The sequence below is a fragment of the Natronobacterium haloterrestre genome (assembly GCF_900112205.1).
Lineage (GTDB): Archaea > Halobacteriota > Halobacteria > Halobacteriales > Natrialbaceae > Natronobacterium > Natronobacterium haloterrestre.
In genome coordinates this window covers 60,090-79,224 of the sequence record NZ_FOKW01000005.1, presented here as the reverse complement: position 1 = coordinate 79,224, position 19,135 = coordinate 60,090, and the positions used below count along the sequence as shown (strand labels likewise).

Annotated in this window: 20 protein-coding genes; 10 read left to right on the top strand and 10 right to left on the bottom strand. The window is 66.6% G+C overall.

What is annotated here, in order from left to right; genetic code table 11:
- Positions 1-63: 63 nt before the first annotated feature.
- Complete coding sequence (locus BM113_RS11100) at positions 64-258, top strand: YgaP family membrane protein (RefSeq protein WP_089788003.1); 195 nt, start codon at positions 64-66, stop codon at positions 256-258.
- Positions 259-264: 6 nt separating this feature from the next.
- Here the strand turns inward: BM113_RS11100 and BM113_RS11095 are convergent, their stop codons facing one another.
- Together BM113_RS11095 and upp are read right to left on the bottom strand one after the other, a co-directional pair.
- Positions 265-753 (bottom strand): cupin domain-containing protein, encoded by a 489-nt coding sequence (locus BM113_RS11095; RefSeq protein ID WP_089788000.1) that lies wholly within the window; start codon positions 751-753, stop codon positions 265-267.
- A 69-nt stretch (positions 754-822) separates the two neighbouring features.
- Positions 823-1,500 carry a uracil phosphoribosyltransferase gene (upp, locus tag BM113_RS11090; RefSeq protein ID WP_007141506.1) on the bottom strand — a complete coding sequence of 226 codons (678 nt, stop codon included), beginning with the start codon at positions 1,498-1,500 and terminating at the stop codon, positions 823-825.
- Between the two features lie 182 nt (positions 1,501-1,682).
- Between upp and BM113_RS11085 the strand changes: the two genes are divergently transcribed.
- Both BM113_RS11085 and BM113_RS11080 read left to right on the top strand, forming a co-directional pair.
- Positions 1,683-2,516: a DUF5828 family protein gene (locus BM113_RS11085; RefSeq protein ID WP_089787998.1), complete on the top strand. Its 834-nt coding sequence runs from the start codon at positions 1,683-1,685 to the stop codon at positions 2,514-2,516.
- 129 nt (positions 2,517-2,645) lie between these two features.
- Positions 2,646-3,839, top strand: coding sequence for an inorganic phosphate transporter (locus BM113_RS11080; RefSeq protein WP_089787996.1), 1,194 nt, complete (start codon positions 2,646-2,648; stop codon positions 3,837-3,839).
- Here BM113_RS11080 and BM113_RS22305 read toward each other — a convergent pair.
- Positions 3,814-3,981 (bottom strand): hypothetical protein, encoded by a 168-nt coding sequence (locus tag BM113_RS22305; RefSeq protein ID WP_177209150.1) that lies wholly within the window; start codon positions 3,979-3,981, stop codon positions 3,814-3,816. The genes BM113_RS11080 and BM113_RS22305 overlap by 26 nt on opposite strands.
- Between BM113_RS22305 and BM113_RS11075 the strand changes: the two genes are divergently transcribed.
- Positions 3,980-4,825, top strand: a complete 846-nt coding sequence (locus BM113_RS11075) for a hypothetical protein (protein ID WP_089787994.1) — start codon at positions 3,980-3,982, stop codon at positions 4,823-4,825. The two genes, BM113_RS22305 and BM113_RS11075, sit on opposite strands and share 2 nt — an antisense overlap.
- A 223-nt stretch (positions 4,826-5,048) precedes the next feature.
- Here the strand turns inward: BM113_RS11075 and BM113_RS11065 are convergent, their stop codons facing one another.
- The gene (locus tag BM113_RS11065; protein ID WP_089787992.1) at positions 5,049-6,503 is read right to left on the bottom strand and encodes a hemolysin family protein; all 1,455 of its coding nucleotides are present in this window, start codon (positions 6,501-6,503) and stop codon (positions 5,049-5,051) included.
- A 101-nt stretch (positions 6,504-6,604) separates the two neighbouring features.
- Here BM113_RS11065 and BM113_RS11060 point away from each other — a divergent pair, with 101 nt between their 5' ends.
- From BM113_RS11060 to BM113_RS11050, 3 genes are read left to right on the top strand one after another with little or no spacing between them, the layout of a single operon-like run.
- On the top strand, positions 6,605-6,925 hold the full coding sequence (locus BM113_RS11060; RefSeq protein WP_089787989.1) for a glutaredoxin family protein: 321 nt from the start codon (positions 6,605-6,607) through the stop codon (positions 6,923-6,925).
- Positions 6,925-7,449: a redoxin domain-containing protein gene (locus BM113_RS11055; RefSeq protein ID WP_089787988.1), complete on the top strand. Its 525-nt coding sequence runs from the start codon at positions 6,925-6,927 to the stop codon at positions 7,447-7,449. Before BM113_RS11060 ends, BM113_RS11055 begins: the two co-directional genes overlap by 1 nt.
- 58 nt (positions 7,450-7,507) lie before the next feature.
- Positions 7,508-8,089, top strand: coding sequence for an L-threonylcarbamoyladenylate synthase (locus BM113_RS11050; protein WP_089787986.1), 582 nt, complete (start codon positions 7,508-7,510; stop codon positions 8,087-8,089).
- On the opposite strand, the gene BM113_RS11045 is transcribed toward BM113_RS11050, so the two are convergent.
- Both BM113_RS11045 and BM113_RS11040 read right to left on the bottom strand, forming a co-directional pair.
- Positions 8,086-8,778: a CRISPR-associated protein Cas4 gene (locus BM113_RS11045; protein ID WP_089788348.1), complete on the bottom strand. Its 693-nt coding sequence runs from the start codon at positions 8,776-8,778 to the stop codon at positions 8,086-8,088. The two genes, BM113_RS11050 and BM113_RS11045, sit on opposite strands and share 4 nt — an antisense overlap.
- A 111-nt stretch (positions 8,779-8,889) precedes the next feature.
- Positions 8,890-9,480 (bottom strand): conditioned medium-induced protein 4, encoded by a 591-nt coding sequence (locus BM113_RS11040; RefSeq protein ID WP_089787984.1) that lies wholly within the window; start codon positions 9,478-9,480, stop codon positions 8,890-8,892.
- A gap of 178 nt (positions 9,481-9,658) precedes the next feature.
- Here BM113_RS11040 and BM113_RS11035 point away from each other — a divergent pair, with 178 nt between their 5' ends.
- Entirely contained in the window at positions 9,659-11,845 is a 2,187-nt protein-coding gene (locus tag BM113_RS11035; protein WP_089787982.1) for a heterodisulfide reductase-related iron-sulfur binding cluster, read from the top strand.
- A 236-nt stretch (positions 11,846-12,081) separates the two neighbouring features.
- Here the strand turns inward: BM113_RS11035 and leuS are convergent, their stop codons facing one another.
- Positions 12,082-14,772, bottom strand: a complete 2,691-nt coding sequence (gene leuS / locus BM113_RS11030) for a leucine--tRNA ligase (protein ID WP_089787980.1) — start codon at positions 14,770-14,772, stop codon at positions 12,082-12,084.
- A 224-nt stretch (positions 14,773-14,996) separates the two neighbouring features.
- Here leuS and BM113_RS11025 point away from each other — a divergent pair, with 224 nt between their 5' ends.
- On the top strand, positions 14,997-15,419 hold the full coding sequence (locus BM113_RS11025; RefSeq protein WP_089787978.1) for a DUF7522 family protein: 423 nt from the start codon (positions 14,997-14,999) through the stop codon (positions 15,417-15,419).
- A gap of 7 nt (positions 15,420-15,426) precedes the next feature.
- Here the strand turns inward: BM113_RS11025 and BM113_RS11020 are convergent, their stop codons facing one another.
- The 3 genes from BM113_RS11020 to pheA form a co-directional block, all read right to left on the bottom strand.
- Positions 15,427-15,846 carry an Hsp20/alpha crystallin family protein gene (locus BM113_RS11020; protein WP_089787977.1) on the bottom strand — a complete coding sequence of 140 codons (420 nt, stop codon included), beginning with the start codon at positions 15,844-15,846 and terminating at the stop codon, positions 15,427-15,429.
- A gap of 112 nt (positions 15,847-15,958) precedes the next feature.
- Positions 15,959-16,414: a peroxiredoxin gene (locus BM113_RS11015; protein ID WP_089787975.1), complete on the bottom strand. Its 456-nt coding sequence runs from the start codon at positions 16,412-16,414 to the stop codon at positions 15,959-15,961.
- Between the two features lie 53 nt (positions 16,415-16,467).
- Positions 16,468-17,286, bottom strand: coding sequence for a prephenate dehydratase (gene pheA / locus BM113_RS11010; RefSeq protein ID WP_089787973.1), 819 nt, complete (start codon positions 17,284-17,286; stop codon positions 16,468-16,470).
- A gap of 135 nt (positions 17,287-17,421) precedes the next feature.
- Between pheA and BM113_RS11005 the strand changes: the two genes are divergently transcribed.
- Positions 17,422-19,107: a sensor histidine kinase gene (locus BM113_RS11005; protein WP_089787971.1), complete on the top strand. Its 1,686-nt coding sequence runs from the start codon at positions 17,422-17,424 to the stop codon at positions 19,105-19,107.
- Positions 19,108-19,135 lie beyond the last annotated feature (28 nt).

Below are 19,135 nucleotides of genomic sequence, written 5' to 3'. Positions count from 1 at the left end.
CTCGAGGCGGCGTCGATCCCGTCAGGGATCAGTACTACGTGCGTGCCGGTCGTTCGCTCGTACATGGAGAGAAACGTCGGCGGTCTCGACCGTACGCTCCGGTTCGTCCTCGGCGCAGCGCTGCTGCTCGTCGGCTACCGAAACCGGGACCGGACCGCTGGAACCCTCGCGTTCGTTGCCGGGAGCGATATCTTCGCGACCGCGGTCATCCAGCGCTGTCCGGTCAACGCCTTGCTTGGTATCGACACTTGCGACTGACCGGGATCACGATTCGTCCGGGTCGTACGGAACCGCGTCGCCGTCGACTGACGGCGCGCCGATCGCGAGCACCTCGACCGGCGCGGTCGCGTCCTCGGGGTTGTACGCCCGATGGGGCGCTTCCGGCTCCGCGGTGAACACCGCTCCCTCCGGCACCCGGAACTCCCCGTCGGGGGTCTCGACGGCCAACTCGCCCGACAGGACCGCGAACGCCTCCTCCTGGCGCTCGTGGTAGTGGTAGGTCAACGGGAGCTGTTCGCCCGGCTCCGCGAGAAAACGGTTGATCGCGACGCCCTCGAGTCCGACCGCCTCGCTTATCCGGCGGAGATCACAGGGTCGGTCCTCGACCGACTCGAGGTCGGTCGGGTCGACGACGGCGTACGCCCCGCGTTCGTTCCGGTTTTCTTCCTTCCAGTCGCCGTCGTCCTCATCCTCGTCCTCGTCCTCGTCCTCGTCCTCGTTCCCGTTCCCGTTCCCGCTCTCGTCCGAGACCATATCGACTGGTCTCCGGGAACGGTCAAAAGCCCGGCGACGGCGGCGGCGATTCCGACGATGGTCGCGACCTCAGGTCGTCCGGAACGCTCGGTCGCCGGCGTCGCCCAGGCCGGGAACGATGAAGCCGTTCTCGTCGAGTTTCTCGTCGATCGACACCGTCAGCAGGTCCGCCTCGGGGAACTCGTCGTCGATCCGGAGCAGCCCCTCGGGGGCCGAGACGGCCGAGAGGACGATCAGGTTCTCCGGATCGGGCCCGCTCTCCGTGACGTGCTCGAGGACGGTACACATCGTCGAACCGGTCGCGAGCATCGGGTCGGCGATGATGACGGTGTCGTCTTCCGTGATCTCGGGAAGCTTGACGTAGTCGACCGTGATCGGGAAGGCACCGTCCTCGTCGCGGCCGGCCTCCTCGTCGCGGCTCGCGCTGATGACGCCCTGTCGGGCCCGCGGGAACGCCTTCAGCAGCCCCTCGACGAACGGCGTCGCCGCGCGCAAGACGTTGATGATGACGACGTCGTCGAGGCCACGGACCTGCTCGCCCATCGTCGCCTCGAGTGGCGTCTCGATCTCGACGTACTCGGTTTCCATGCGGCCGTCGATGATCTCGTAGCCGCAGATGCGGCCCAGTTTGACCAGCCCCTTTCGGAAGCTGACCTGCTCGGTTTCGATGTCCCGAATCTGTGAGAGCGTGTGTTTCGCCAGTGCGTGGGTGACGAGGTACGCGTCGTCCCGGTCTTCGATCGGCATACTCGTACTGGCTCGCGCCGGGTAGTTGATGGTATCGATGACGCGCCGGTGCGAGTCGCGGTCGCACTCGAGTGCGCCCGCGACCGCCACCGCGACCGCGAACGCCCGAGGGGAACACATGGGCTCGCGAGCGTCGGCGGAGAAGTTTATACCGATCCGCCCCATACTACCGCGCCAGTCGAATGGAAGAGAGCATCTCGGGGTTCAAAGTTCGCGGTGACTGGGGCGACGTCGTCGAGCACGGCGAACGGATCTCCCGCGCGCTGCGGGACGCCGGCATCGGCGCGGACGATCCCGATCGACCGGTCCCTGACGGCAGCGTCGACGGTGACGGCTCCGAGGCCGATGACGAGGCCGACGACGAGGCCGCCGAGGACGACCATCCGGACCGAGAAGGCCGAAAGGACCGTGAGGACCAGTTCGTCGAGGCCTTCCGCGAGTGGGAGGAGTGGCGCCCGAAAGCCCACGAGACCCTCGAGAGCGACGTCAGCGAGAAGACGGCCGATCAGGCAAGCGTCGAGGAGGGCAAGGGCGAAAAGGCCGGGAAGGAACCCGACGAGGACATCAAGACCGCCGGCGAGAAGCTCTCGGAGTCGTACGAACAGCTCGAGGAGGACGATCCCGAGGCGGCGGTCGACAACTGGCGGGAGTCGATCGATTACGTCGCGCGGGCGGCCGACTCGGCGAGCCGCAAGGCTCTGCGCCGCGTCGAGGACACGGTCTACCAGAACGTGATGACCCAGCTCGCGCCCTACTACTTCGACAACGACCTGGTCAGCGCGAACATCCAGCAGTCCGCACGCGGAAACGACGACGCCGAGCGGTTCGTCTTCGAGGTCAACATCAACGACGACGACCTGAAGGCCGCGGTCTCGGATCGGCTCGCCGAACTCGAGGACGAGGTCGACCGCTGGCACGTCCAGGTCGAGAAGGACACCGACGCCGCGGAGGCGATCGAGGGGGCCGAGCCGCCGCCGGAGCCGGAAGACGACGAACCGAAGTCGACGACGAACTGAGCCGTCGGCTCGTCGCTCGGCGGAGTGCCCGGCGCCAGCATCCGACGGAGTGGTCCGTCGGCCGCGGGCACCGCCCGACGATCGCAGGTCGGCACACACTTGTAGGGTCCGCCAGTAGCCCCCTCGTAGATGGTCGAGATCGCGACGGTCGCGACGTTCATGATAGCCGCCCTCGCGAGCCTCTTTATGGCCTGGGCGATCGGCGCCGGCTCGAGCGGATCGACGCCCTTTGCACCCGCGGTCGGAGCGAACGCGATTTCGGTGATGCGAGCGGGCTTTTTCGTTGGTATCCTCGGATTCGCGGGCGCAGTGTTGCAGGGCGCGAACGTCTCAGAGGCGGTCGGCACGGAACTGATCGGCGGAGTCGTCCTCGACCCGATGGCCGCGACGATCGCACTGGTCATCGCCGCGGGGCTGGTCGCGACCGGCGTCTTCGCGGGATATCCGATCGCGACTGCCTTTACCGTCACCGGCGCGGTCATCGGCGTCGGGCTGGCGATGGGCGGTGATCCGGCGTGGGCGAAGTACGGCGAGATCGCGACGCTGTGGCTCCTGACGCCGTTCGTCGGCGGTGGCCTCGCCTACGCGATCGCGCGTCTGCTCCGCCGGGAACCCATCGCCGAAGAGTACCTGATCGCCCTGCTTGCCGCGTTCGTCGGGGTCATCGTGGCCAACATCGAGTTCGCGGTTCTTGGTCCCGCCGAGGCCGGCGGCGCGTCGATCGCCGAGGCCTCGAGCGCCTGGATCCCGGGACCGGACCTCCTCGGGGTCGCCGCGATGACGCTCGTCATGGCGCTGTTCTGGACCGCGGCTATCGGGATCGATCTCCGGAACGGCACCGAACGCGGGGAACGGCACTTCCTGCTGGTGCTGGGTGGTCTGGTCGCGTTCTCGGCCGGCGGGAGCCAGGTCGGGCTGGCGATCGGGCCGTTGATCCCGCTGTCGGGCGACGTCGGGTTGCCGCTGATCGCGCTGCTGGTCGGCGGCGGGTTCGGCCTGCTGCTCGGTTCCTGGACCGGCGCGCCGCGGATGATCAAGGCGATTTCGCAGGATTACTCCTCGCTGGGCCCGCGGCGCTCGATCGCCGCCCTGATCCCCTCGTTCATCATCGCCCAGACGGCCGTCCTGTACGGCATCCCGGTCTCGTTCAACGAGATCATCGTCAGCGCCATCATCGGCAGCGGCTACGCCGCGGCCTCGGGTAGCGGTGGCGGCGTCAGCGCTCGAAAGATGGGATACACCGTCCTGGCGTGGATCGGATCGCTCGTCGGCTCGATCCTCATCTCCTACGCCGGATTCACCGCGTTTTCGTTGATTCTCTGACGTCGGTTGAGTGAAACCGGAGCCCCTCGAGCGCGCCGTCGGCACTGACCGCCCGCGAGTCGTCGCTGTCGGCCTCGACCGTCGAACCCGGGAAGGTCAAACATCGAACGGTCTTTACCCCGCGAGCGGCGAGTTCGACCATGGACGAGGACGCGACTGCGAGCGGGAACGCCGACGCGAACGCGAATTCCGAGGCAGGTTCCCCTGCCGACGCCGTCGATCCGGTCGATCCGGTCGATCCCGTCGATCCTGACGACCCCGGGACCGTCCAGTGGCGCCGCGACGCGTCGACCTCCTGGACCGTTCGCCTGCTCTGGTCGCTCGGCGTCGGCACGTTCTTCGCCGCCATCTCCAACGTGGTGTTCTGGCGACTGTACGACTTCACCGAGCAAGCCGGCGGCGCGACCATGGAGATCGTCCAGACGGTCCTCCTCGCGACGATCGCGGCCGTCGCCGTAACGGTTCTCGCACTCGCCGTCTCCGGAAACTCCGTCCAGCGCCTCGAGCGCCTCCTCGAGGCGCTCCCCGTCCCGTCGGGATCGCCGTCCCGACGCGGCCTGTCGCAGGCGCTCGACGCCGCGGTCGGGACCGTCGTGATGGGCGGGCTCATCGGCGGACTGGTCGTGGTCGGTCGATCGGTCGCGGCGTCCGGCAACGGAGTCGGCGGCGTACTCGGCCCGGCAGCGTTTACCGGCCTGGCCGCCATCTCGATCCCGCTCGCGCTCGTCGCCCTCGTGCTCGCATCCTTCCTGCGGTCGGTCGGCGCGGTCGATCGCACCGAGCGAACGATCTACCTCTACGATCCCGACCGAGCGATCGATCTCGAGGTGATCCGAGACGTCTCAGTTCGGCGAATCGGCGACATCGCCGTGTTGAGCCTCGATTACGCCCAGCCTGGCGGGCAGTACGTCGCCGGACCGAGACGGATCGTCGTCCCGCCGTCGGTCGCCGAAGAGATCACTGGACTGGTGGACTCGAGTCCCTGATCCCGATCCTGATCCCGATCCTGATCCCGATCCTGATCCCGATCCTGATCCCGATCCTGATCCCGATCCTGATCCCGATCCTGACCCCGATCCTGATCCCGATCCTGATCCCGATCCCGATCCAGATTCCGATCCTCGCTGTCGGTCCTCAACCGTCGAAAAACGAGAACCGTGACCCGGAACCGGGAACCGTGACCCGGAACTGGGAACCGGAACCGGTCCGCTACTCCGGCGCGCTGTCGGCGATGTCGCTCGTGTCGGGTTCCGTCTCGAGCGGCTGTTCCTCGCTGTCGCCGTTTGTATCGTCGGCTGCGTCACCGTCGACCTCCTCCGTTTCCATCGCAAGTTTTCGCAGCCGCGCTTTCATTATCCGCGTGTTCTCGACGCTCTCGACCGTGATTCGGACTCCGTCGTAGGTGATCTCCTCGCCTTCCTCGACGAGTCGGCCCGCGCGGTTGAAGATGAAACCGGCGATCGTCTCGAACTCCTCGCCCTCGGGGAGATCGATCTCGAGGGCTTCGTTGACGTCCTCGATGTTGACCTCGCCCCGGACCATCACGGTTCGGTCGTCCAGTTCCTCGATGGGCATGTCCTCGCCGCCCTCGAGGATCTCGCCGATGATCTCCTCGACCATGTCCTCCATCGTCACCAGCCCCTCGGTGGTACCGAACTCGTCGATGACGATCGCCATGTGCATCCGATTTTCGCGCATTTCGGTGAGGAGTTCGTCGACGTTTTTCGACTCGGGGACGTGTAGCGTCGGCTGGATGAGATCGGCCAGCTCGAGTTCGTCGGTCTCGGTCTCGCCGTAGTTCAGATCGCGGACCAGATCGCGGATGTGGACGATCCCCTGGACGTTGTCGAGGCTCCCCTCGTAGACCGGCACGCGGGCGTGGCCGCTCTGGATACAGGTCTCGATGGCCTCGTCGATGTCGGCGTCCTTCGGGACCGCGGTCATGTCCAGCCGCGGGGTCATGACCTCCTTGACGATCGTGTTGTTGAACCGGAAGATGCGCTGGAGCATCTCGTGTTCTTCCTCCTCCAAGACGCCCTCGCGCTCGCCGGATTCGATCATCTCCTGCAGTTCGTCGCGGGTGACGTACGGCGACTCGATCGCTCCCGTCGATCCGATGAGTTTGTTCACCTGCCTGGTCAGGTAATCAAAGAGAACGATCAGCGGATAGAGGACGTACTCGGTGGCTTTCAGCGGTTTGGCGATGCGGCGCGCCCAGGTATCGGTGTTTTCGACCGCGTAGGACTTGGGCACGCTCTCACCGAACAGGAGGACGAGCGCGGTGATGCCGAACGTCGCCAGCAGGACGCCGATCAGCCCACCGAAGTAGATCGACAGCACTGCGGTCGCGATCGAGGACATCGCGATGTTGACGATGTTGTTTCCAACCAGGATCGTCACGAGCAGCCTGTGTGGGTCGTCCTTCAACGCCTTCGTGAGTTCCGCACCCTCGAGACCGTCTTCGACCATTCCGTCGAGGCGGTGTTTCGGCAGGTTGAACATCGCGATCTCGGAGGAGGAGAAAAAGCCGGACAGCAGGATGAGAACGACGATCGCGAGCGTGCCGAGAATCGTCACCGTCGACTGGGCGACGTCGAGGCCCACGACCGGCACCTCGGCGGCGAACAGGACATTCGAGATCTCGAGCGGGAGCGAAAACGCCATCGATGTGGGGTCTTGTCGCCCGACCGGTTAACCGTTTACTGTTTTCCGCCCAGGTAACCGGCGACGACACGTTTACCCGGCCGTTTCCCGAACGGGTGGGTATGACCGAGCGCGCAACCGACGCCGATCCGCCGATCACGTTCTACCGACTACAGGGATGTCCCTACTGCGAACGGGTGACGCGCCTGCTCGAGGGGTACGACCTGGCCTACCGATCGCGGTTCGTCGAGCCGATGCACTCCGACCGAAACGTCGTCAAGCGGGTCGCCGGCGTCCGGACGGTGCCGGTGATCGTCGACGAGAATACGGGCGTGACGATGGCCGAGAGCGCGAACATCGTCGATTACCTCGAGTCGACGTACGGCTCCGGAACCGAGGCCGAGAGCCCGGGGACGGGCGCAACCGCCGGGGGTGACGCCTGATGCCCGACTTCGAGGTCGTCTCGCTCGAGTCGACCGAGCACGTCGAACCGGGCGACACCGCCCCCGAGTTTACCCGGCCGCTGGTCAACGACGAGTACTGGGAGGATCGGTCGCTGTCCGACCTCGTCGCCGAAGGGGGAAGCGACGGCACCGGGGCGATCCTCGTTTTCACGCCTATGACAGGCTCGTTCCTCGCGAAGTACGTCTGGGACGAACTCGCCGACCGCGGCTGGGACGATGCCGCCCCCCGCGTCGTCGGGGTCACCGTCGCGAACCCCTACGGTGTCAAGCGGTTCATCGAGGACAACGACTACCCGTTCGATCTCTTTGCCGACCCGGCCAACGAAGTCGCCGAGGAGTACGGCCTGGCCCACGACCTGGACGGAATGGCCGGCGTGAGCGAACCACGACCCGCCTTCGTGGCGCTCGACGACGACCTGACCGTCGAGGCGGTCTGGGTCGCCGAGGAGTGGCCCGAGTTCCCCGACTACGACGACCTCGAGGCGGAACTCGGCCTCGCGTAGCCGGCGTGCCGGAACCGGACGACAGTTTTTTGCCCGGGATCCGCCGAGTATCACCCGAATGAGCGAGATCGACCGTGCGGCGGACGCGATCGAATCCGGGGAGCTGGTCGTCTACCCCACCGAAACCGTCTACGGGCTCGCGGCGGACGCGCTCGAGGCCGACGCCGTCGAACGCGTGTTCGAGGCGAAAGACCGGGATCGGTCGAAACCGATCTCCTTCGCCGTCCCCTCGGTGCCCGCGGCGCTGCAACACGTCCGCGCGACCGAGCGCGAGCGACGGTTCATGGCGACGTTCCTGCCCGGTCCCGTCACCGTCCTCTGTCGCCGCGGCGAGGAGGTCCCCGACGTCCTCACTGCCGGTGCGGACCGGGTCGGCGTCCGCGTGCCGGACCACGACCTCGCGCTCGCGCTCTGTGAACGCGCCGGGACGCCGATCACGGCCACGAGCGCGAACGTCAGCGGCCGGGAGAGCGTCCGGACCGCGGGGGACCTCGGCTCCGAGATCCGGGAGGCGGCCGCGGTCGTCCTCGACGGCGGCCGGACCGAGGGCACCGAAAGTACCGTCGTCGACGTCTCGAGCGAGACGATCCACCGCCGCGGCGCGATGGCCGACGAGATCGAGGCCTGGCTCGCGGACTAGAGCCCGAGCAGCGACCGCAACGACCGGGTTCGGACGCCACACTCGTCCGCGAACTCGCAGGTACGACACTTCGCCTCGTCGTCGATCCGCGGCGGCGGGCCGTCGAGTTCCCGGACCGTCCGGAGCGTCCGCCGGTACCGTGCTTTTCGGCGCGTGGTCAACTCGAGCGAGCGGATCTCGCCGTAGGCAGGGTACTCGATCCAGGCCCGATCGACCACCGTTTTCCGCTCCCAGGCGAGCGCCTTCGCCGCCGCGACGGCGTGGACCGACTGGGGGTGCCAGATGCCCCGTTCCGGGGGCCGCCCCGCGGAGACCAGGACGGGCTCGAGCGGGTCCGCGAGGACCTTGTGGACGATTCCGCGACAGTCCCGGCCCGTCACGAACGCGTCCCGTACATCGGGATCGCGAAGCCGCTCCCAGTGGCCAGCCGAGGCGAGTCGGTCGCGGGTCGCCGCCAGTCGGTCCCGGTACGCGGCGGATGATGGTTCGATCGGCTCGCGCTCGAGCACGTCGTCGTCGGCAGCGAGCAGTTGCTCGTACCGGGGTTCGAGTCCACGGACGGCGGTGACTTCCGGCGGCGGTGTCGGATCGTCCTCGCCGTCGTTCCGCCGGGTTCGGCGGTAGTAACACTGTCGCGGACAGAACGCCGCGGTTCGCAGGTCGGTAAACGAGACGTACTCGACGGTCACGCCCCGGTTGGCCGCCCGATCGTACAAAAACCCGCGTTCGACGGTACGGTAACCCGAACGCTCGAGTCGATAGAACGAGACAGCGAAGGCGAAGCCGAACCCGTCGAAAGACTAGAAGTCGACGTCCGTTTCCATCCCTTCGGTCGCATCCTTGAGGCCGTCCTCCCGGACGTCGCTGGTAATCTGCTGGGAGAGTTCCGCGTCGGCGAGGATGCTGTCGAACTCGTCCCGGTAGCGGTCGTTCGCCGTTCGGGACTCGTCTTCGGCCTTCGCGACCCGCCGGTAGCGCCGGATCGCCTCCTCGTCGACGCCGTACTCTTCGGCCAGCGTCGCGTCGTCCTCGTCGCGGTCGCGGATCGCGGCCAGGTCGACCTCGTCGGCGTCTTCGTCGCTGATCAGGTGCAACGACATGCGCGCCTCGAAGATTTCCTCCGGATCGGTGTCGAGATCCTCGGCGAGTTCGGCGTCGGTTTTCTCGTCGTAGAACCCTCTGGCGATCGTGATGAGTTCTTCGTTCGAGAGGTCGACCTCGAACTCGTAGCGTTCACGCATCTGCGTGACGACGCTTTCCAGCCGTTCCTCGTCGGTTCGCTCGTCCCGATCGAGGGAGCCCCGGGTGTCCTGCTGGGACTCGGTGACGGTTTCCTCCCCGTCGGTGACGTCAGTGAAGATATCGCGCAATTCCTCCGTTTTTTCGTTCATGGGTGGACACTCGCGACGGGCGGCTATTTAAGCCTGTTGCCAGATAGCGTGGGCGAAGAACGACCACAAACAACAGTTATAAACGAGCAATAGACGGAAAATTTCCGCAAGACGGCGGCAGGGTGCAACGTGGTGCGGTGTGACAAGAATTAAGTCATGCCCACCCCCGTGATTGAACATGAACGTCCTAGCCCAGTCGGACGTCGCACGCGAGACCTACTGGGGGATCACGAACACCGAGTACGCGGTGTTCTACCTCCTGGCGGCGATCGCTATCGCGACGTTCGTCTACGGGGTCTACCAGCGGTTCAGCCGGTACACGGACGGCGACGACGACCCGTTCGCCCGGCTGAACGATCTACCGAGCCGAATCGTCAACGGGGCCAAGATCGTCCTCTCGAACGAGAAGCAGTTCAACAGGGACCTCTACGGCGGCCTGATGCACTCGTTTATCCTCTGGGGGTTCCTGACGCTGTTCATCGCGACGCTGATCCTGATGGTCGACGAGTACGCCTTCCAGAAGGTCCTGCACACGAGTTTCTGGGAAGGAACCTTCTATCTCTCCTACCAGTTCATCGTCGACGCGATGGGACTGCTGTTCGTCGTCGGCATCGGGATGGCCATGTATCGCCGCTACTGGGTCCGCAACGAACGCCTCTGGGATCGCCATACCTCGAGCGAGGACGACGTCTTCATCTGGACGCTGTTCCTGCTGGGCGTCGGCGGCTTCCTCCTCGAGGGGCTGCGCATCTACAGCGCCGGCATCCCAGACCACGAAATCGTCAGCTTCGTCGGTTACGGGCTCGCGCTGGCTTTCGACGCGGCGGGGCTGTCCGTTCTGGGCGCGGAGCAGGCCGGGGTCAACGGCGCCGGGCTGAACGCCGAGAACCTCCACTGGCTGGCCTGGTGGTCCCACTCGCTGATCGCGTTCTTCTTCATCGCGTGGATCCCCTACGCCAAGCCGTTCCACATGCTCTCCTCGTTCGCGAACGTCGTCGTCCGCGACGAGAAGGCCGGCAAGCGCCTGCCGAACGTCCCGTCGGACCTGGACGCGACCAACGCCGAATCCATCGACGATTTCACCTGGAAGGAGATCCTCGACCAGGACGCCTGTACCAAGTGTGGCCGCTGTTCGTCGGTCTGTCCCGCCAAGGCGTCCGATCGTCCGCTCGACCCGCGCAACGTCATCCTCGACCTGAAACAGTACCGCGAGGAACTCGAGGCCGGCGGGGAGCAACAGCCGATCGTCGCCGACGGCGGCACCTCCGTCATCAACGCGGAGACGATGGAGTCCTGCATGGCCTGTATGGCCTGCATGGACGCCTGCCCGGTCGAAATCGAACACCTCCAGTCCTTCACCCGACTCAACCGACAGCTCACCGACCAGGGTGACGTCGACTCCAACATGCAGGACGTCTTCCAGAACGTCATGCAGAACGGCAACACCTTCGGCGACTCGCCGCGCAACCGGGGCGACTGGGCCGACGACCTCGAGTTCGACGTCCCCGACGCCCGCGAGCAGGAAGTCGACTACCTCTGGTACGTCGGTGACTTCCCGAGCTACGACGAGCGCAACAAGCAGGTCGCCCGCTCGCTGGCGACGATCCTGAAGGAGGCGGACGTCAGCTTCGGCATCCTCTTCGACGACGAGAAGTACGACGGCAACGACATCCGCCGGGTCGGCGAAGAACTGCTGTACGTCGAACTCGCCGGCCACCACGTCGAGACCTGGGAGGATTGTGAGTTCGACACGATCGTCTGTACGGACCCCCACTCGTACAACACGTTCAAAAACGAGTACCCCGAGCTCAACTTCGACGAGTTCGCGGACGACCCGATGATGCCGTTCGAGTACGACGAGCAGTGGAACGAAGACGGCGAGATCGACGTCTACCACTGGACCCAGGCCGTCGAGGAACTCGTCCGGGAGGGCAAACTCGACCTGAACGGCGACGAACTCGACTACACCGTCACCTACCACGACCCCTGTCACCTGGGTCGGTACAACGACGAGTACGAGGCCCCGCGCGAACTCATCCGTGCCACGGGCTGTGAACTCGACGAGATGCCCCGCAACCGCGACAACTCCTTCTGCTGTGGCGGCGGCGGTGGCGGCCTCTGGATGGACTTCGAGGAGGAGCCCAAACCGAGCGAAGAACGGATTCGGGAGGCGCTCGAGGACACCGACGCCGGCGCGGGCGTCGAGAAGTTCGTCGTCGCCTGCCCGATGTGCATGACGATGTACGAGGACGGCCGCAAGACCGGCGGCTACGAGGACGAGATCGAGGTCGTCGACGTCGCCGAACTGATCGTCGAGGCGATCGGTCGGGAGGAGACGGCCGATCTAGAAATTGCGGCTGACTGAACCGGTCGCGACTCTTCTTCGGAGCTTCGATTTGAACGGTGTTGCGTTCCCTTCGCCCCTTCGGGTCGACGAACACGAGCGACGCGACGGAGTCGTCACGGGGCTCTACAGGACCGGCGCGGTGGCGCGGTGCTGACAGCGCCGGCACTCGTCACGATTCGGCGGCGGACGATCGCCGTCGAAACGGGAGAAAGAACCCGGGCGGGATCGAACGGACTACCGACCGCCGAGGCCCGTCAGTCCTCGATCTCGATCGCCGGTCGACCCGGTTCGGCGTTTTTCAGCACGCTCTCGTCGACTTCCTCCGCGTAGACGACTCGCACGTCGGCGTCGAACTCGCGCTCTAACAGCCAGGCGGCCGACTCCAGGGCCGCGTACTCCTCGTCGGGGCCGAGCGTTCGCTCCAGGGCCTCGCGCTCGGCCTGCAGGTCCTGACCGTAGTCGGCCGCGGCGTCGCCCTGCTGGCGGATGTGGTCGTGGCCCATGAGTTCGCCGATCAGGTTGTCGGCGTCGCTCTCGATCGCGATCTCGAGGGCGTCGTACTTCCACTCGGGAGCGACGACGACGTCGATCCGTTCGGGATCCTCGATGCCGGCGACCTCGACGATGTCCCGGACGTCCTCGCGGGTGTTCTCGACCAGGCGGCGGCGCTTCTCGACGTAGTCGCGATCGACCTCCGCGGTCGGCCACGGTGCGTCGACGACGAAGCCGTCGTTGCCCAGTTCGTCGTACAGTTCCTCGGCGAGGTGCGGCGCGACGGGGGCCAGCAGTCGGACGACCGCGGACAGCCCGCGCTCGTAGGTTTCGGCGTGGGGCTCGGTGTACTCGGCGTACTGTCGTAGCGTCCGCGTCAGATCCTGGGTCTCACGCAGCGCCTTGTTGAAGGTGAGGTCGTCGTACTCCGCGTCGGCGATTGCGATCGTCGCGTCGATCTCGGCGTCGACGTAGCTCGCGACGGCGTCTTTCCCGCCGTCGTACCCGTTCGCTCGCGGCTCCTCGCCGCTCGCGTCTTCCGCGGCGCGTGGCGCCGCGTACTCCTCGACCATCTCCTTCAGTCGGGCCAGGAAGGCGTTCGTCGAGCGGACGCCCTCTTCGCTCCAGTCGAAGTCGCGCTCGGGCTGGGCGGCCTGCATCATGAACAGCCGCGCCGTGTCCGCGCCGTACTCCTCGACGATCCGCTGGGGGGAGACGACGTTGCCCTTCGACTTGGACATCTTCTCGCCCTCGAGCTGGACCATCCCCTGGGCCAGCAGGTTCGTGAAGGGCTCGCGGTGCTCGAGGCCCTCGTGGTCCGCCAGTACCTTCGTGAAGAACCGCGAGTACAGCAGGTGCATCACGGCGTGTTCGATGCCGCCCACGTACTGGTCGACCGGCATCCAGTCGTTGGCCCGCTCCAGGTCGAACGGCGCGTCCTCGAGGCCCGGGGAGACGTACCGCAGGAAGTACCACGAGGAGTCGACGAAGGTGTCCATCGTGTCCGTCTCCCGTTCGGCCGGCCCACCGCAGTCGGGACAGGTCGTCTCCTTCCAGTCCTCGGCGGCGTCCAGCGGGTTCCCGGTGGTGTTGATGAACTCCGGTAGTTCGACGGGCAGGTCCTCGTCGGGGACCAGGACGGGGCCACAGTCGTCGCAGTGGACGACCGGGATCGGCGTCCCCCAGTAGCGCTGGCGCGAGATCCCCCAGTCCCGGAGCTGGTACTGTGTCGCGTGCTCGGCGCTCTCCAGGTCCTCGGTCAGGCGTTCGCGGGCGGTCTCGCTGTCCAGTCCGGAGTAGTCGCCGGAGTTGACCAGGACGCCGTCCTCGGTGAACGCCGCGTCGTCGACGTCGGGCGCTTCGGGGTCCTCGCCGTCCTCGGGTTCGGGCGCGACGACAGGAACGATCTCCTCGCCCATCTTCTCGGCGAAGGCGTGGTCGCGCTCGTCGTGGCCGGGGACGGCCATCAGCGCACCGGTCCCGACGTCCGAGAGGACGAAGTCCGCGACGTAGACCGGGATCTCCTCGCCGGTCGCGGGGTTCGTGGCGGTCAGGTCGGTCTCGACGCCGTTCGGCTCGTCGCCGTCGGGGTCGGCCTCGTGCTCGATGAAGTGACGAACCTCCTCGTCCTCCTCGGCGAGTTCCTCGCTGATCGGGTGGTCCGGCGCGAGCGCGAAGAAGGTCGCGCCGTAGATGGTGTCGATACGAGTGGTGAAGGCGGTGACTGGTCCGTGTCCTTCGATCTCGAAGTCGACCTCGCTACCGTACTGCCGGCCGATCCAGTTGCGCTGCATCTGGCGCACCGAGTTGGGCCACCCCTCGAGGTCGTCGATGTCCTCGAGCAGTTCGTCCGCGTACTCGGTGATCTTCAGGAACCACTGCTCGAGTTCGCGCGTCTCCACGGGCGTGTCACAGCGCCAGCAGAGTTCGGCTTCGCCCTCGACCTGTTCGTCGGCCAGGACGGTCTCGCAGTGGGGACACCAGTTGACCTCGGCGTCGCGGCGCTCGACGAGGTCTTCCTCGTGGAACCGCCGGAAGAGCCACTGATTCCACTGGTAGTACTCCGGCGTACAGGTGGTGACCTCCCGGTCCCAGTCGTAGCCAAAGCCCATCGCCGTCATCTGGTCGCGCATCGTCTCGATGCAGTCGAACGTCCAGTCCCGCGGGTTGGTGTCGCGTTCCTTTGCCGCGTTCTCGGCCGGGAGGCCGAACGCGTCCCACCCCATCGGGTGGAGGACGTCGTCGCCCTGCATTCGTCGGTACCGGGCGTAGGCGTCCGTGATCGTGTAGTTGCGGACGTGGCCCATGTGGAGCTTGCCGGACGGATACGGATACATCCCGAGGACGTACGTCGGGTCCTCGACGTCGTCGGGCGTCCGATACGCGTCCGCGTCGTCCCACGCCTCTTGCCAGCGGCGTTCGACCGCTGCGTGGTCGTATCCCGCGTCACTCATTGCTGTGTAGACGTGGGACCTGACACCTTATAATGGATTCGAGCCACGGAGACCGATTTCCCGGCGGCCGTGGTCCAGGTCCCTCGTCGGCCGGATTCGCGTTCGGGGTCACCGTCGGGTCGTTGCCCGCCCCTCGTCCGATGCGGCTCGAGCTGCCGAAACGTCGGTATTTCGGCGGTTTTAGCGCCGAAACCCTTGATATCTCGAGGCGCGTATACTCCGCGATGACACACCACACGTTCGAAACCGGCATCTCGGGAGGATCGGCCGACGAAATCGTACGCATCGCTCGAACCGGGCTCGGGGACGAGCTCCGCAGCGCCATCTACTTCACGCCGAGCGCGTTCGACGTCCTCTACGTCCGCCAGGACCTGTACGAATCCACCGACGAGGCCCGCGAGGCGAAGTCGGAACTGATCGACATGGAGACCGTCGGCTTCGCAGAAGTGCCCATCCGCAACGGCCTCGAGGCCGTAGAGCACGCCAACGGGATCGGCGAGTACTCCTTTACCATTCGGGTCCACGGGGACGGGTTCGTGGTCAGAAAGATCGTCGACGACGTCGGCGTCGTCCTGACGACCGACAGCATGGACGTCGCCGCGTTCCGTGACGCGGCGACCGCGATCGAACGGCTGCTCTCGGAGTGACGACTCGCTACTCGATGTCGATCGACTTCGAGCCCGTGCCGCCGCCGACCTTCGGCAGTCGCACGGTGAGCACGCCGTTCTCGTACCCCGCCGTCACCTCGTCTTCCTCGACTGGCTCCGGCAGGCGAACCCGGCGACTCGCCGTCTTGCGGGTCCGCTCGCGTCGCAGGTACTCGCCCTCGGCGAACTCGAGGTCGTCCTCGCGCGTCGCGTCGAGGCGGAGGGTGCCGTCCGAGAGGGTCAGTTCGATGTCGTCGGTCTCGTAGCCGGGGAGGTCGGCGGTGACGACGTACTCCTCGTCGGTGTCGGCGACGTCGACCGGCACCGAGCCCGGGACCTGGAGGCCGCCGCCGGTCATCCCCTCTTCGACCTGTCGGCTGACGCGGTCGAGCATTTCCTCGATTTCGTCGAACGGGTTCCGTCGCATGTCCAGTGGTATGGCTTCCAGCGAGATAAATTCTGCCCGCACCGCGAGGACAGAACGACTGCTCGATGCCGCTTCCCTCCGGCGATTCTCGCGATCCTCGGTCCTTCGACGATCACTCCGGCAGCGTCGCGATCCCTTCCTCGAGGGCGTCCTGCAGCACCTCGCGGGCGTGGCCGTCCGGATCGACGCCCTCGTAGACCGCTTTCACCTCGCCGTCGGCGAGCACGAAGGTCGTCCGTGCGGTCGCGCCGCTTCGGACGTCGACGTCGAAGGCGTCGGCGACCTCCCCGTCGGGGTCCGCGAGCAGGTCGAACTCGAGGCCTTCCGACTCGCGGAACTCCCGGTGGGAGTCGACGTCGTCGGTCGAGACGCCGTAGACCGCGACCCCGGCGTCGCGGTAGGTCTCGAGTTCCCGCTGGAACTGATTCGCCTCGACGGTACAGCCCGGGGTATCGTCCCGCGGGTAGAAGTAGAGGACGGTCGGTTCCTCGAACGCGGGGGAGACCTCCTCGCCGTTCTGGTTGGGTGCGGTGACGTCGGGTGCGTCCGCGCCGGTCTCGAGCGTCATGGGTGCCCGTACTGCGAACGGGCGGAAACGGCTTTCGGTAACCTCGGCCGCCGTCACTCCACGACGTGTTCCGTATCGTACGATCCCAGTCGTCGCACCCACCCGTTCTCCGCGAGTTCCTCGATCTCCTCTAAGGCCTCTTTCGTCCGGGACTCGTAGAGGCCGGCCTCGATGTCGACGTGGAAGACGTAGTCGCCGAGTCGTCGGCCGCTGGGCCGGGACTCGACGCGGGTCAGGTTGATCGACCGGTCGGCAAACGGCTCGAGCAACTCGAGCAACAGGCCCGGGTAGTTGGCGTTCGGGTAGACGACCAGCGAGGTTTTGCCGCCCCCTTTCGAGCGCTCGTCGGCCGGCGCGACGGCGAAGAACCGCGTCGCGTTCGAGTCCTGATCCTGGATGTCCTCCGCGAGCACCTCGAGGTCGGTGCCGTTGCTGGCGTTTGCGGGATGGCCGATCCCGGCCATCGAGGGATCGTCGCGGGCGAACTCGACTCCCTGGGCGGTGCTCGCGACCGCCTCGAGGGTGGCGTCGGGGTGTTCCCGCTCGAGGTAGGAGCGACACTGTGCGAGCGCCTGCGAGTGGCTGGCGATCGTGTCGAACTCCGGTCCCTGGGCGAGCAGGGCGTGCCTGATCGGGGTGACGATCTCGCGGACGACGGCGACCTCGTACTCGGCGAGGGCGTCTAAACTCTCCGTCACGGAGCCCTCGATGCTGTTCTCGATGGGGATGACGCCCCGGTCGTGTTCGCCGGCGGCGACGGCGTCGACGATCGCGGTCACCGACTGGCGGAAGTCGATCTCGTCCTCGTCGGCGACGGCGGTCGTCGCCCGGTGTGAGTAGGTTCCTTCGGGACCGAGCGTAACTGCGGTCATTGCCAGCCTATTGCAGGGACGCCCGCAAAAACGCGTCGGGTCGACGACGACAGTGCTTCATTCTCTGCCACAAATTATTTCGGCTAACTGACGAACTCTTACGGAAGGACTGGCTCACGATGGAGGTGCACACCAGTGGCCGTAGGGAGCGAGCGTAGATCCTTTCACGTCCGGTACGCCGGGGTAAATGGATCGGTCCGCGACCGGGCGGTCGACGCGCTCGAGTCGACCTATCGAGTGACGACGGTCGCCGGGGTCGATTCGACGGCCGACCTGCTCGCGGACGACGTCGACTGTCTCGTGCTCGCAGCGGGGGCGACCGCGGAGTCGCAGTCGGTCGTCGACTGCCTCGAGTCGGTCGCCGCGGCCCGTCCCGACGTTCCGATCGTTCCCTTCGTGTCGCGGTCGGAGCTGACGGGCAACAGCCCGGAGTGGGTGCGGGCGCTGCTCCGGGCGAGCGTCGACGACGTCGTGTACCGGGACGCCGGGTCGGAGCCGGGAACGGACGCTCCCCGACGGCTCCGGGACCGGATCGACGCCGTCTACGAGGCGTCGATCTCCGACGCCGGCGAGACCGTCCTCGAGGTCGCGCGCTCGCTGATGGGAGCGGCCCACGACGAGGTCGACATCGAGATCGAGTGGGGACTCGAGTCGGTCGGGCGACGGCTCGATGCCGACCGGTCGCTCGTCTTCGAGTACGACGGGGACGACGAACGGCTCGTCCCGACTCACTCCTGGTTCGCCCGGCCCGAGTCGACCGACTCGGAGCCGGAACCGCTCCCGGCCGCGTCGTTCCCCGGGTTCGAGGAGGCGATTCGTGCGTTCGACGTTCACGCAGTGCCGGCCGGGACCGATGCGGAGACGGCGACCGGTACGGTCGGGGAGTCGGCGATCGACCTGGGGGCCGAGGAGGGCCTCGAGATCCCCGAGGGGTTCATCGGCGATCTGGGGGCGGCCGCGGGCATCCGCGGCGGCACGGATCGTGGCTCCCCTGACTGCTCGCGGGACCCGCATCCGTACCTCGAAGAACGCGACCTCGATGCGCTGCTCGCGGTTCCGATCGTCGTCGACTGGGAACTGACCGGCGTCCTCGCCGTCGCGGGGCGGCAGTGCCGTCCCTGGCCGGAACAGCTCCGGCGACAGCTCCGGACGCTCGGTGAACTCGTCGGCTACCGGCTCGAGCGCCGCCAGCGGCGACGGGAACTCGTCAGCCAGAACGAGCGCCTCGAGCAGTTCGCCTCCGTCGTTAGCCACGACCTTCGGAACCCGTTGAACGTCATCTCGGGGTCGGCGGAACTCGTCTCCGAAACCGGCGACGACGCCTATCTCGATGACGTGATCGACGCGGCCGACCGGATGGAGGCGATGATCGACGACCTCCTGACGCTCGCCCGCGACGGGGTCCGCGTCGGCGACACCGAACCCGTCGCCCTCGAGTCGGTCGTCAGGGACGCCTGGGACGACGTCGCCACCGACGGCGCAACCCTCGAACTCGAGCCCGACGATCTCCCCACGCTGGAGGCGGACCGGGGCCGGCTCCGGCAGGCGCTCGAGAACCTGATCCGCAACGCCGTCGAACACAACGGCGACGCGGTATCGATCCGGGTCGAGGAGATAGAAGAGGGGTTCGCGCTCGAGGACGACGGCGTCGGCATCCCCGAAGATCGCCGCGAGCAGATCTTCGAGGAGGGGTACACCGGTGACGGTGGAACGGGACTCGGCCTGTCGATCGTCGACCGGATCGTCTCGGCCCACGGCTGGTCGGTGTCGGTCACGGACGGCGACGAGGGGGGTGCCCGGTTCGAGATCACGACGGAGTAGGCACTCTCGAATCCCGAGTCTCGGATCT